This is a genomic window from Ancylobacter radicis (assembly GCF_018449475.1).
GTDB lineage: Bacteria > Pseudomonadota > Alphaproteobacteria > Rhizobiales > Xanthobacteraceae > Ancylobacter > Ancylobacter radicis.
In genome coordinates this window covers 183453-196779 of record NZ_JAHCQH010000017.1, presented here as the reverse complement: position 1 = coordinate 196779, position 13327 = coordinate 183453, and the positions used below count along the sequence as shown (strand labels likewise).

14 protein-coding genes are annotated in these 13327 nt (G+C 68.0%); 7 read left to right on the top strand and 7 right to left on the bottom strand.

The features are described from left to right. Positions 1-12 precede the first annotated feature (12 nt). The 6 genes from KIP89_RS12725 (at position 13) to KIP89_RS12700 (ending at position 5098) form a co-directional block, all read left to right on the top strand. On the top strand, positions 13-582 hold the full coding sequence (locus KIP89_RS12725; RefSeq protein WP_213755810.1) for an NnrU family protein: 570 nt from the start codon (positions 13-15) through the stop codon (positions 580-582). A gap of 33 nt (positions 583-615) precedes the next feature. Continuing rightward, positions 616-1437 (top strand): 3-methyl-2-oxobutanoate hydroxymethyltransferase, encoded by an 822-nt coding sequence (gene panB / locus KIP89_RS12720; protein ID WP_213755809.1) that lies wholly within the window; start codon positions 616-618, stop codon positions 1435-1437. A 137-nt stretch (positions 1438-1574) separates the two neighbouring features. Further along, on the top strand, positions 1575-2285 hold the full coding sequence (locus KIP89_RS12715; RefSeq protein WP_213755808.1) for a tetratricopeptide repeat protein: 711 nt from the start codon (positions 1575-1577) through the stop codon (positions 2283-2285). A 10-nt stretch (positions 2286-2295) separates the two neighbouring features. Then, a complete protein-coding gene (locus KIP89_RS12710; protein ID WP_213755807.1) occupies positions 2296-2571 on the top strand; it encodes a hypothetical protein in 276 nt (91 codons plus the stop codon). Positions 2572-2591: 20 nt separating this feature from the next. Further along, complete coding sequence (gene der, locus KIP89_RS12705) at positions 2592-3944, top strand: ribosome biogenesis GTPase Der (RefSeq protein WP_213755806.1); 1353 nt, start codon at positions 2592-2594, stop codon at positions 3942-3944. Between the two features lie 215 nt (positions 3945-4159). Continuing rightward, the gene (locus KIP89_RS12700) at positions 4160-5098 is read left to right on the top strand and encodes a DMT family transporter (RefSeq protein WP_213755805.1); all 939 of its coding nucleotides are present in this window, start codon (positions 4160-4162) and stop codon (positions 5096-5098) included. Here the strand turns inward: KIP89_RS12700 and KIP89_RS12695 are convergent. The 5 genes from KIP89_RS12695 to radA all read right to left on the bottom strand — a co-directional run bounded on the left by KIP89_RS12695 (position 5073) and on the right by radA (position 10007). Beyond that, the gene (locus tag KIP89_RS12695) at positions 5073-5831 is read right to left on the bottom strand and encodes an SDR family NAD(P)-dependent oxidoreductase (RefSeq protein ID WP_213755804.1); all 759 of its coding nucleotides are present in this window, start codon (positions 5829-5831) and stop codon (positions 5073-5075) included. The two genes, KIP89_RS12700 and KIP89_RS12695, sit on opposite strands and share 26 nt — an antisense overlap. Positions 5832-5847: 16 nt before the next feature. Continuing rightward, positions 5848-6264, bottom strand: coding sequence for a VOC family protein (locus tag KIP89_RS12690; RefSeq protein ID WP_213755803.1), 417 nt, complete (start codon positions 6262-6264; stop codon positions 5848-5850). A 16-nt stretch (positions 6265-6280) separates the two neighbouring features. After that, positions 6281-7780: an amidophosphoribosyltransferase gene (gene purF / locus KIP89_RS12685; protein ID WP_213755802.1), complete on the bottom strand. Its 1500-nt coding sequence runs from the start codon at positions 7778-7780 to the stop codon at positions 6281-6283. 103 nt (positions 7781-7883) lie between these two features. After that, positions 7884-8465, bottom strand: a complete 582-nt coding sequence (locus KIP89_RS12680; RefSeq protein WP_213755801.1) for a CvpA family protein — start codon at positions 8463-8465, stop codon at positions 7884-7886. Positions 8466-8570: 105 nt separating this feature from the next. Further along, positions 8571-10007 (bottom strand): DNA repair protein RadA, encoded by a 1437-nt coding sequence (radA, locus tag KIP89_RS12675; RefSeq protein WP_213756005.1) that lies wholly within the window; start codon positions 10005-10007, stop codon positions 8571-8573. Positions 10008-10232: 225 nt separating this feature from the next. Between radA and KIP89_RS12670 the strand changes: the two genes are divergently transcribed. Beyond that, entirely contained in the window at positions 10233-10616 is a 384-nt protein-coding gene (locus tag KIP89_RS12670; protein ID WP_213755800.1) for a hypothetical protein, read from the top strand. On the opposite strand, the gene alr is transcribed toward KIP89_RS12670, so the two are convergent. Beyond that, complete coding sequence (alr, locus tag KIP89_RS12665) at positions 10598-11713, bottom strand: alanine racemase (protein WP_213755799.1); 1116 nt, start codon at positions 11711-11713, stop codon at positions 10598-10600. The two genes, KIP89_RS12670 and alr, sit on opposite strands and share 19 nt — an antisense overlap. A 34-nt stretch (positions 11714-11747) precedes the next feature. Continuing rightward, entirely contained in the window at positions 11748-13232 is a 1485-nt protein-coding gene (locus tag KIP89_RS12660; RefSeq protein WP_213755798.1) for a replicative DNA helicase, read from the bottom strand. Positions 13233-13327: the final 95 nt, after the last annotated feature.

Below are 13327 nucleotides of genomic sequence, written 5' to 3'. Positions count from 1 at the left end.
CGGAGCCACCCCATGATCCTGATGCTCGCCGGCCTGGCGCTGTTTGTTGCCATCCATCTCGTATCCGCGCGTCGCAAGATGGTTGGCGCGGCGAACGACATGCTGGGAGCCACCACCTACCGCATGATCCACGGCGTCCTTGCCGCGATCGCCCTGCTGATGATGGCCTATGGCTTCGGCCAGTGGCGGGCCGAAGGGCCGGTGCAGCTTTATGATCCGCCGGTGGGCCTGCGCCATCTGGCGCTGCTGCTGATGTTGATCGCCTGTATCGCCGCCGTGGCCGCTCTGGTGCCGAGCCACATCAAGGCGTGGCTCAAATTCCCCTTCCTCGTGGCGATCAAGACCTGGGCGCTGGCGCACCTCATCTCCAATGGGGATGCCGCGACGGTGACGCTCGCCGTCGTCATCCTCGGCTGGGCGGTGGTTCTGCGGATCATGGCCAAGCGCCGCAACGCCCCGCTGCCGGTGGCGCCGGCGGGCTGGGGAGGCGACCTCGTTGCGATCCTCGGCGGTGTTGTGCTTTATGCCGTGCTCGCCTTCGGGCTCCACCCCTACATCATCGGGGTGCCGGTAATGGGCTGACAAGCCCTAGAAAAACAAGAGGAAACGCTCCGGATGTCGGTTCAGTCCGCCGCTCGCCGCCTTACAGCCCCGGATATTCGCGCCCGGAAGGGTGGCGAGCCCATCGTCTCGCTGACGGCCTATCACGCCCACACGGCGCGCCTCATCGACCCGCATGTCGACTTCATGCTGGTGGGCGATTCGCTGGGCATGGTGATGCACGGCATGGAAACGACGGTGCCGGTGACGGTTGAGATGATGATCCTGCAGGGGCAGGCGGTGATGCGTGGCTCCTCGCATGCGCTGGTGGTCGTCGACCTGCCGTTTGGCTCTTATGAAGGCTCGCCGCAGCAGGCTTTTGCTACCGCCTCGCGCGTGCTGAAGGAGACCGGGGCGGGCGCGGTGAAGCTGGAGGGCGGGCGGCGCATGGCGGAGACGGTGCGCTTCCTGGCTGATCGCGGCGTGCCCGTGATGGGCCATGTGGGTCTCACCCCGCAGGCCATCAACACGCTCGGCTCCTTCAAGGCGCTGGGGCGCGACGAGGCAAGCGCGGCGCTGATCCTCGACGATGCGCGCTCGATTGCCGAGGCCGGCGCCTTTTCCATCGTCCTTGAGGCGATTTCCGAACCGCTGGCCCGCCAGATCACCGATGAGGTGGCCCCGCCCACCATCGGCATTGGCGGTTCGGTGGCCTGCGACGGGCAGATCCTGGTACTGGAGGACATGCTCGGCCTGTCGGACCGGGTGCCGCGCTTCGTGAAGAAGTTCGCGGACATTGGCCCGGCCATCGGGGCCGCCGTCGAATCCTATGCCCAAGAGGTGCGCGCCCGCACTTTCCCCGGCCCGGAGCATGTCTATGCGCCAAAGAAGGCGTGAAGCGGCGCGCTGGCCGGGACGGCGGTAGATTTGCCTTGTTCAAGCCGCATCGGTAGTTTACGCGGCCTTTTTCCATGTCGGCACGCACTTGCACGCGGATGCCGGCACCTGTCGAACGACCTGCTCACGGACACCACATGGCCGATATTTTCCACGAGATCGACGAGGATCTTCGCCGAGAGCGGTTTTCGCGCCTCTGGAGCCGCTATGGCGTCTATCTCATCGCGCTAGCGGTGCTGATCGTCGTCGCGGTGGCCGGCTGGCGCGGTTATGAGTGGTGGAAGACCCAGCAGGCGCAGGAAGCCGGCGCCCGCTTCGAGGCGGCCATGCAACTGGCGACGCAGGGCAAGACCGCCGAGGCGGAGGCCGCGTTCGCCGCGATGGAGAAGGATGCGCCGGCCGGTTACCGCACGCTGGCGCGCTTCCGGGCCGCCATCGAACTGGCGGGGACCGACCCGAAGGCGGCCGTGACCGAGTTTGATGCCCTTGCCGGGGACTCCAGCATCGGTCCGCTGATGCAGGACGTGGCGCGCCTGCGCGCGGCCATGCTGCTCGTCGACACCGCGCCGCTCGCGGAATTTCAACAGCGGATCAACCCCTTGAACGAACCGCAGGGCGCCTTCCGGCACTCCGCGCGTGAGCTTCTCGGCCTCGCCCAGTACAAGGCCGGGGACTACAAGGCGGCGAGCGCGACCTTCACCACCATCCTTGACGATGGCCAGACGCCGCCCGGCCTGCGCCGTCGCGCGGAGCTGATGCGCACGCTGGCCAGCGCGCAGGTCCCGCCCGACGCCACGGCCGCTCCGGCGGGGGCGACGGCTCCGGCCGCCGCGCCCGCTGTCCAGTGAGGAGAACTCCATGACGAAGCCTGCCACGCCGCGTTCGCCGCGGCTGCGTCGCGTTCTGGGGCTGCTGCCCATTCTCGGCCTCGCTCTGGCGGTGTCCGGCTGCGAGACGCTCGACAAGATGAACCCCTTCACGGAAAAGGAAAAACCGCTGCCGGGCGCGCGCGCTCCCGTGTTCCCCGAGGGGGTGCCGGGCGTGGACTACAATGCGCCGCCGCCGCAGCCGGCCAATTCCGCCAAATATGAACTCCCGCCGGAGACGCCGGCGCCGGCGACCCCGGCTCAGTGAGGCGCTCGGAGGCGCCGTCCATGACCACGACCGTTGCCATCGTCGGCCGGCCCAATGTCGGAAAGTCCACTCTTTTCAATCGCTTGGTTGGAAAGCGCCTTGCGCTGGTCGATGACCGGCCGGGGGTTACGCGGGATCGGCGGGAGGGGGAGGGGCGTCTGGGTCATCTGTCCTTCCGGGTGATCGACACGGCGGGGCTGGAAGAGGCCAAGGCCGAGACGCTGGAAGGGCGGATGCGGGCGCAGACCGAGACGGCGATCGACGACGCCGACGTTCTGCTGTTCCTGATCGACGCCAAGGCCGGCATCACGCCGAGCGACCGCACCTTTGCCGATCTCGCCCGAAAGTCCGGCAAACACACGATTCTGGTGGCCAACAAGGCCGAGGCCAAGGGCTCGCAGGCGGGCTCGCTCGATGCCTATTCGCTGGGTCTGGGCGACCCCGTGGAGCTGTCGGCCGAGCATGGCGACGGCATGGCGGACCTCGTCCGCGCCCTCTCGGTCTTCGTGGCCGATGAGGGTGATGAGGTGGAGGAAGAGACCGATGAGGAGCGGGCCCGGCGCCCGATCCGCGTCGCCGTGCTCGGTCGCCCGAATGCCGGCAAGTCGACCCTGATCAATGCCCTGCTCGGCGAGGACCGGCTGCTGACCGGACCCGAGGCCGGGATCACCCGCGACTCGATCGCGGTCGATATCGAGCATCACGGCGTCGCCCTGCGCCTGTTCGACACGGCGGGGATGCGCAAGCGTGCCCGCATCGAGGACAAGCTGGAAAAGCTCTCCGTTGCCGACGGGCTGCGCGCCGCGCGCTTCGCCGAGGTGGTGGTGGTGCTGATCGACGCCACCCACCCGTTCGAGGAGCAGGACCTGCGCATCGCCGACCTTGCCGAGCGCGAGGGACGGGCGGTCGTGCTGGCGCTGTCCAAATCCGATCTGGTGCAGGACCAGCCGGGCATGGCGGCCCGGATGCGCGAGGAAGCCGACCACTGGCTGCCGCAGGTCAAGGGTGCCCCGGTGGTGATGGTCTCCGGTCTCACCGGCGACGGGCTCGACCGTCTGGTGCGCGCCATCCAGCAGACCTACCAGGTGTGGAACCGCCGCATCGCCACCAACCCGCTGAATCGCTGGCTGATCGAGATGACCAGCGATCATCCGCCACCGGCGGTGTCGGGCCGGCGCATCAAGCTGCGCTACATGACGCAGCCCAAGGCGCGCCCGCCGAGCTTCGTGCTGTTCTGCTCGCGCGCCGACGCGCTGCCCGAGAGCTATCTGCGCTATCTGGTCAACAAGCTGCGCACCAGCTTCGACCTGCCGGGCGTGCCGATCCGGCTGACATTGCGCGAGAAGGACAATCCCTACGCCGAGAAGGAGTAGGGGAGGCTAACCGGCGGGCGAGAGTCCGCCGGCGTCGCGCCACCTGACAGTTCGCGCTGCAGTTTCTTCGGGCGAAACGATTTTCCTTCGCTCGCATGCCGTCCTGCGCTTATAATTTGCGTCTTCCCTCCGCTGTCCCTCGGACGGCGCCTTCCCTCCATCCGGCATCCGGCGACGCGCCTCTTCGGCGTGGGCGTCTTCAATTGGTCACTGCCATGCTGATCGGCATTCTTGCGGGCCTCATGACCGGGGCGCTGTGGGGGCTCGCCTTCATCGCGCCGCGCGTGGTGGAGCCGTTCACCGCGCTCGATATTTCCGTCATCCGCTACCTGATCTTCGGGATCGTCAGCGTGGCGCTGATGGCGATCCCGCTTTTCCGCCCCACCGGCATGTCCAGGCGGATGCTGCTGACGGGTCTGGTGCTCGGCGCCGTCGGCACGTTCGGCTATTTCCTCGCCATTTCCTATGCCGTGCTGCTGGCGGGGGCGGTGCTGCCGCCGCTGATCACCGGCACCGCGCCGGTGCTGCTGGCCATCGCCGCGAACTTTCGCGAACGCTCGCTGCCGTGGCGGCGCCTCGCCGTGCCGTTGTGCCTGATCGCCGCCGGCCTTGGCGTGGTCAATGTCGCCAGCCTGCAGGAGGCCCCGTCCGGCGAGGTCGGCAATCTGCTGGTCGGCGTCGCGCTGTCGGTCTTCGCGCTGGTGATGTGGATCGCCTATGGCATGGTCAATGCCGTGGTCATGCGCGCCCCGGACGCCCCGGACGCGCTGCGCTGGACCGGGGTGCAGGGCGTGGGCTGCGGCGCGCTGGCCTTGATGCTGCTGCCCTTCATCTCCAGCGGCCCGGCCATGCTGGATCTCGCCGCCCCGGCGACCCAGAACTTCTTCCTGTGGGCGCTGATGATGGGTGTCGTCACCTCGTGGCTCGGCACCTATGGCTGGGTGGTCGCCTCCGAGCGCCTGCCCATGGCCCTCTCGGCGCAGCTGATCGTTGCCGAGACGGTGTTCGGGCTGGGCTACGGCCTGGCCTTCGAGCAGCGCCTGCCGAGCGTACCGGAGGCGGTGGGCGCGCTGCTGCAACTGGTCGGCGTGGTGGTGGCGGTGGCGATCTTCGCCCGCCGCCGCATCCTCACGCCGGAACCGGGAACGCCTTGAGCGCGCGGGTCGGGAAGTCGTAGAGCTGGCCGGTCTGCTCGAAGCCGGGCAGGCACAGGGCAAGGATGGCCTCGGCCACGTCCTCGGGGGCGGGCAGGGTGTTCGGGTCCTCGCCGGGAAACGCCTTGGCGCGCATCTTGGTGGCGACCGGGCCGGGATTGATCAGGTTCACCTTCAGGTTCGAGATGTTCATCACCTCGTTGGCCCAGGTACGCGCCAGCACCTCCAGCCCCGCCTTGGTGACCGCATAGGTGCCCCAGAAGGCCCGCGCCTTGTGCGCCGCGCCCGAGGACACCAGAACCACCCGCCCGGCGGTGGAGAGGCGCAGCAGCGGGTCCAGCGAGCGCACCAGCCGCCAGTTGGCGGTGAGGTTGATCGCCAGCGCGTCGTCCCACTCCTTCGGCTCCACCTGGGCGAGGGGGGTCATGGGGCCGAGCACGCCAGCATTGCCGATGAAGATGTCGAGCTTGCCGAACCGCTCATAGAGCGCGCCGCCGAGCCGGTCGATCGCCGCGCCGTCCTTGAGGTCGAGCGGCACGAGGGTGGCGGTCGAGCCGGCCTTGACGATCGCGTCGTCCAGTTCCTCCAGCGCGCCGGAGGTGCGGCCGACGGCCACCACATGGGCGCCGGCGCCGGCGAGGGCGAGGGCGGTCGCCTGACCGATGCCGCGGGTCGCGCCGGTGACGAGGGCGTAGCGGCCGGCGAGCGGGCGCGCGTCGGAAAGATCGGACATGGCGGTTCCTCGAAGCTTAGGGGGCGTCCGTCATCACCACCGAGGGTGCGGAGCGCCGGTGCGGGCCGTGAAAGACAGCCTCGATATTATTGCCTTCGGGGTCGAGCACGAAGGCGGCGTAATAGCCGGGGTGATAGGCGCGCGGGCCCGGCGCGCCATTGTCGCGCCCGCCGGCCGCGAGGGCGGCGGCATGGAAGCGGCGGACCGTTTCCTCATCCCCCGCCTGGAAGGCGATATGCGCCCGCCCGGTGAGGGGCTCGCCCGGCGAGACGAACAACTCGTCGGCGAAGAAATAGCCGTCACCCTCGACCAGCGGCACGCCGAGCACTTCCAGCACCGCCGCATAGAAGCGGCGGCTGGCGGCGTAATCGGCGACCACCAGCGAGACATGGTCGATCAGCCGTCCGCGATGCCACTCGGAAAGCTCGACCATGTCCGCCCGTCTCCGGTCAGCTCGCTTCGGCGAGCAGCGAGAGCTGGCGCGGGGCCACTTCGCCGGCGCGATCGGTGAGCGGCGTCGGGTATTCGCCGGTGAAGCAATGATCGGTGAATTGCGGGTTGACCGGATCGCGCCCCTCATGGCCCATCGACTTGTAGATGCCGTCGATGGAGAGGAAGGCGAGGCTGTCGGCGCCGATATAGCGGCGCATGCCTTCTAGGTCGTGCGTCGCGGCGAGCAGCTTGTCGCGATCCGGCGTGTCGATGCCGTAATAGTCGGGGTGGGTGATCGGCGGCGAGGAGATGCGGAAATGCACCTCGCGGGCACCGGCCTCGCGCATCATGCGGACGATCTTCACCGAGGTCGTGCCGCGCACCAGGCTGTCGTCGATCAGCACGATGCGCTTGCCCTCTACCACGGCGCGGTTGGCCGAATGCTTCATGCGCACGCCCTGGTCACGGACCGACTGGGTGGGCTGGATGAAGGTGCGGCCGACATAGTGGTTGCGGATGATGCCCAGCTCATAGGGCAGGCCCGAGGCCTGCGAATAGCCGATGGCGGCGGGCACGCCGGAATCTGGCACCGGCACGACGAGGTCGGCATTGGCCGGGGCCTCGGCGGCGAGGTGCATGCCCATATTCTTGCGCACCTGATAGACCGACTGGCCGCCTACGATCGAGTCCGGCCGGGCGAAATAGATGTACTCGAAGATGCAGGGGCGTGGCTTCACCGCGCCGAAGGGGCGCAGCGTCTCGACCTTGTCGGAGGAGAAGACGATCACTTCGCCGGGCTCGATGTCCCGCACGTGACGCGCACCGATTATGTCCAAAGCGCAGGTCTCGGAGGTCAGGATCGGGTGACCGTCCAGCTCGCCGAGCACCAGCGGGCGGATGCCGAGCGGGTCGCGGGCGCCCACCAGCTTCTTGTTGGTGAGGCCGACAAAGGCATAGGCGCCCTCGATGGCGCGTAGCGCGTCGATGAAACGCTCGGTGAAGCGGCCGCGCTTGGAGCGGGCCACCATGTGTAGCATCACCTCGGTATCGGAGGTGGACTGGCAGATGGCGCCATCGCGGATGAGCTGGCGGCGCAGGCTGAGGCCGTTGGTCAGGTTGCCGTTATGGGCGATGGCGAAACCGCCGCCGTCGAGTTCGGCAAAGAGCGGCTGCACATTGCGCAGGATGGTCTCGCCGGTGGTCGAGTAGCGTACATGGCCGACCGCGATATGGCCGGGCAGGCGCTTGATCGCTTCGCCGTCCGAGAACGCGTCGGAGACCAGTCCGAGGCGGCGCTCGGAGTGAAAACGCTGGCCATCATAAGTGGTTATGCCCGCTGCCTCCTGGCCGCGATGCTGCAGCGCGTGCAGGCCGAGGGCGGTGATCGCCGCGGCATCGGGGTGCCCGTAAATGCCGAACACGCCGCACTCCTCGCGCAGCGTGTCCCCGTAATCATCATAATGATCATTGGCATCGACGGGTTTCGGCACCATGCCATCAACGGCTAGATCGGCCATGTGACCATTGCTCCGCTCTGCGCAGTTCAAGGCTGCGCCGCTTTCCACTGCTCAAGTGCAACGCACGTCGTCGGGGGCGCTGTGCCCCGAAGGCGCGGTCAAATTATGGCGCCGACGGTGTCGTCGAGGGAGCCGGGTTGAACGGCTCCGGCGGCGGCTCGGTCGGCTCCGCATCCCGCGAGTTGCGAATGTCGCGTATCAGGCTCTCGGGATCTTCCGGCAGAATGGAGATGAGCCAGTCACCGGCACTTTGCAAGACCAGCTTGGAACGGGCGTCACGAATCCAGTCGGGCTGGCCCTGCTCGTTCTGGACCAGCCAGTTGAAGAACAGGAAGGCCACCACCATTATCAGGAATCCGCGTCCGAGGCCGAACAGGAAGCCCAGCGTGCGGTCGAGCGCGCCGATGCGGCTGTCGAGCACCAGATCGGAGATGCGCACGGTGATGATCGAGACGATCAGCAGCGTCAGCAGGAACACGCCGCCCACGCTTGCCGCCATGGCGAAGGTGTCATTGGCGATGTACTGCTTCGCATAGGGCAGAACCAGCGGGTACGCGTAGAGCGTGACCCCGGCCGCGATGATCCAGGAGGCGATGGCGAAGACTTCGCGCACCAGACCGCGGACCATGGCCAGAAGGCCGGAGACCACCATCACGGCGATGAGGATGATATCGAGCAGCGTCAAGTCGTGCGCACCGTGACCGAGCGGCTCCACGAGGGAGCGGCGAATCTCAAAGGCGTGGGGCCCCGATTGGAGCCGCGCGAGGTATAGCGCGGCACAGGCGGGCCGTCATCCCTCTTCCGTATCCCGCGCGCGGGGGCGTTTCGGGCCGAGCGCGGCGATGCCGGCGACGATGTCGCCGAGCGAGGCGACGGTTTCCACCAGCAGGGGCGATTCCTGCGGCTCGCCGCGTGCGCCGGCGCTGTCCCGGCCGGCAGGCTTGCCCTCCGGCGCCACCGCGCGGGCGAAGCCCAGCTTGGCCGCTTCCTTCAGCCGGGCCGGGGAATGGGGCACGGGCCGCACCGCGCCGGTGAGGCTGACCTCGCCGAAATACACCGCGTCGGCCGGCAGCACCGCGCCGGAGAGCGAGGAGATCAGCGCCGCTGCCACGGCGAGATCGGCCGCCGGCTCGGTGATGCGGAAGCCGCCGGCGACGTTGAGATGCACGTCATGGGCGCCGAGCTTCACGCCGCAGCGCGCTTCGAGCACCGCGAGCACCATGGAGAGCCGGCTCGGATCCCAGCCGACCACGGCGCGGCGCGGCGTGCCGAGGCTGGTGGGGACGACCAGCGCCTGAATTTCCACCAGCACCGGGCGCGTTCCTTCCATGCCGGCATAGACGGCGGTGCCCGGCGCGCCGCGGTCGCGGTTCGACAGGAACAGTTCGGACGGGTTCGCCACCTCGCGCAGGCCGAGGCCGGTCATCTCGAACACGCCGATCTCGTCGGTCGGCCCGAAGCGGTTTTTCTGGGCGCGCAGGATGCGGAACTGGTGGGCGCCGTCGCCCTCGAAGGAGAGCACCGCGTCGACCATGTGCTCGACCACGCGCGGGCCGGCGATCTGCCCGTCCTTGGTGACATGGCCGACAAGGATGACGGCGGCGCCGGCGCGCTTGGCGTAGCGGATGAGGATCTGCGCGGAGGAGCGGACCTGCGTGACCGTGCCGGGGGCGGACTCCACCGTGTCGGTCCACATGGTCTGGATGGAGTCGATCACCACCATGGCGGGCCTGCGGCCTTCCGAAAGGGTGGCGACGATGTCCTCGACATTGGTTTCGGCGGCGAGTTCCACCGCCGCGTCGGCCAAGCCCAGCCGCTCGGCGCGCAGACGAACCTGCGCCACCGCCTCTTCGCCCGACACATAGATGATGCGATGGCCGGCCTTGGCGAGGGCGGCCGAGGCCTGGATCAGCAGGGTCGACTTGCCGATGCCGGGATCGCCGCCGATCAGCAGCACGGAGCCCGGCACCAGCCCGCCGCCGGCCACACGGTCGAGTTCGCCGATGCCGACGGAGACGCGCGGCGCATCCTCGGAGGTGCCGGACAGGCTCTCCAGGGCGATCAGCCGGCCACGCCGGTTGGCCCGCTGCGAGGGCGGGACCGAGCCGCCGGCCTCTTCCTCCTGCACGATGCTGTTCCACGCGCCGCAGGAATCGCAGCGTCCCTGCCAGCGCGTGTGAGCCGCGCCGCAGGTCTGGCAGATGAAGGAAGCCGGGCGCTTGGCCATGGGATACTCGCGAATCGCGTCGATGCCGACCGTCATGCAGAGGTCGGAGACATAGGGCAAGTCGGGCCACATGGGCGCCCCTCAAGCGCCCAGCTTCAGGCGGGCGTGCGGGCCGGTCAGCCGAGGCGTTCCGTCATCGGTATGTTTTTTGCTTGCATTACTAAATTACCGACAAACCAGAAATATGGTATGGACGCGGCGCGCCCACGCTCTTACGGGATCGATATGGAACAAGTCACCGCGCGTCCCAACAACCGCTTCCTTATGTGGCTGCTGATATTGCTGCCGCTCACATGTGGAATTGGCAGTCTTGCGCTGTGGTTTTGGCGGCGTTCGTTTGTGTACAAAGTTACCGGTGACGGAGTTTACCTTTGGTCAGGTCGCTTCGTCGCGTGGAAAGACGTCAAAGGTCTGCTGAGCCGCAAGAGTTACAACGACAGCGACCAGCCGGTTCTTCGCCTGGACGTGCTTTTCGATGACGGGCGCGCCGTGGTGCTGCCCAGTTGGCTTGAGAACGGCCAGGATATGGTCCAGGCGGTGCGCGAGCATGTCCGCCACGGCCTGCCGGCGGATGCCCGGCTGAAGTCGCATTACGTCCAGCGGCGGTGAAAGCGCTGGCCGAGCGAGGTCAGGATCTCGTAATCGATCGTGTGCGAATGGCGGGCCAGATCCTCAAGGCCGAGGCCCTCGCCTAGCAGGGTCGCCCAGTCGCCCGGCAGCACGCCGTCTTCCGGCACATCGGTGACATCGACCGCCAGCAGGTCCATGGAGATGCGCCCGATCAACGGGCAGCGCCGCCCCGCCACCACCGCCTCCGCGCCCGGACGCAGATCGGACGCCCCGGCAAGGCGCGGAATGCCATCTGCATAGCCGGCTGAGAGAATGGCGACGCGGCTCGGCCGCAGCGCCGTATGCGCGCCGCCATAGCCGACGGTTTCGCCTTCATGCACATGGCGCAGCTGCACGATGCGCAGATCGAGCCGCGCCACCGGCCGGAGCGGGGCGAGGTCGTTTCGCGGGCGCCCGCCATAGATGACGATGCCCGGCCGCACGAGGTCGAAATGCAGCGTCGCATCGCCCATGGCGCCGGCCGAGTTGGCGAGCGAGGCCGGCACATCCGGGAACAGCGCGCGCACCGCCCGGAAATCCTCAAGCTGGTGCGCGGTGAGCGGGTGGTCGGGTTCATCGGCGCAGGCGAGGTGGCTCATCAGCAGGGCGATGGGGAATCCCAGCTCCTGGCGCCCCTCGGCAAGGCCGATGGCTTCGCTCGGCGACAGGCCGAGCCGGTTCATGCCCGTATCGACATGAACGGCGGCGGGGAGCGGCTCGCCGATGTCGGCGCAAAAATCCCGCCAACGCGCCACATCCGGCACGCTGCCGAGCACGGGCCGCAGCTTCGCATCGCGATAGACGGCCTCGGTGCCGGCAAACAGCCCGTTGAGCACGAATATCTCGGCCTCCGGCAGCGCGGCACGCAGCGCCCGCGCCTCGGCGAGCAGCGCGACGAAGAACTGGCGCGCGCCGGCCTCCCAGAGCGCGGTGGCGGCCGGCACGAGGCCGATGCCGTAGCCATCGCCCTTGACCACGCCGGCCACCCGCGCCGGCGCCACGCGGCGGGCGATCTCCTCGTAATTGGCGCGCAGGGCGCCGAGGTCGATCGTCAGCAGGCCGCCGGCTTCGGCGAGGGGGGTGGGGCTGTCGGTCACGCGGGGCACTCGGTCGGGCGGGTTGGGGCGGGGCTCAATGTTCCGGCAGGCGGTCGCTCTGGGCCAGATTGGAGAAGCGCGTGAACTGCGCCTCGAACGAGACCTTCACCGTGCCGGTCGGGCCGTGGCGCTGCTTGCCGATGATGACCTCGGCGATGCCCTGTGCCGCCTTCATGTCCTGGTCCCACTTGAACCATTCCTCCGAGCCTTCCTTCGGCTCCTTGCCCTTGAGGTAATATTCCTCGCGGAACACGAACATGACCACGTCGGCGTCCTGCTCGATCGAGCCGGATTCACGCAGGTCCGAAAGCTGCGGGCGCTTGTCGTCGCGCGATTCCACCTGACGCGAGAGCTGGGACAGCGCCATGATCGGCACGCCCAGTTCCTTGGCCAGCGCCTTGAGGCCGGTGGTGATCTCGGTGATTTCCTGCACGCGCCCCTGCGAGGAGCTTTTGGACGAGCCGGTGAGCAGCTGGAGATAGTCCACCACCATGAAATCGAGACCGCGCTGGCGCTTCAGCCGCCGGGCGCGGGCGCGCAGCTGGGCGATGGAGATGCCGCCGGTGTCGTCGATATAGAGCGGGATGGTCTGCATCATCTGCGCGCAGCTCGCGAGCTTGTCGAACTCGTGCTCGGTGATGTCGCCGCGGCGGATCTTGTAGGAGGCGATCTCGGCCTGTTCGGCGAGAATACGGGTGGCGAGCTGTTCGGCCGACATTTCCAGCGAGAAGAAGCCGACCACGCCGCCGTCGATCGCCTTGATCGAACCGTCCGGCAGCGTCTCCGAGCGATAGGCCGCCGCCACATTGAACGCGATGTTGGTGGCGAGCGAGGTCTTTCCCATGGCCGGTCGGCCGGCGAGGATGATGAGGTCCGAGGGCTGGAGGCCGCCCATCATCTGGTCGAGGTCGTCGAGGCCGGAGGCGGTGCCCGACAGATGGCCCTCGCGCTGGAAGGCGCGGCTCGCCATGTCCACCGCTTCCTTCAGCGCGTCGTTGAAGCGCAGGAAGCCGCCATCATAGCGGCCGGTCTCGGCCAGCTCGTAGAGGCGCTTTTCCGCGTCCTCGATCTGGTCCTGCGGCGTCGCGTCGATCGCCGCCTCATAGGCCTCGTTGACGATCTCCTCGCCGATCGCGATCAGGTCGCGGCGCACCGACAGGTCGTAGATGGTGCGGCCGTAATCCTCGGCATTGATGATGGTCGTCGCCTCGGCCGCGAGGCGGGCGAGATAGTGCGAGGGCGTCATGCCGCCGACGTCGAAATCGGCCGGCAGGAAGGTCTTCAGCGTAACCGGGGTCGCGACCTTGCCGGCGCGGATCAGCGCGGAGGTGGTCTCGTAGATCGAGACGTGGATCGGCTCGAAGAAATGGCGCGGCTCAAGGAAGTCGGAGACGCGGTAGAAGGCTTCGTTATTGACCAGGATCGCGCCCAGCAGCGCCTGTTCGGCCTCGATATTGTGAGGCGCGCTGCGGAAATTCGTTTCTGACGCCGCCGAGGGGCGGGCGGGGGAATCGAGCATGGCGTATCCGGGTGTGCTGGGGCTGGCTCACAGCTAACGCCACCACGGCGAACGAGTCCGGGCGAATCGCGTGCGTCCTATTTTTGTCCTGTGGA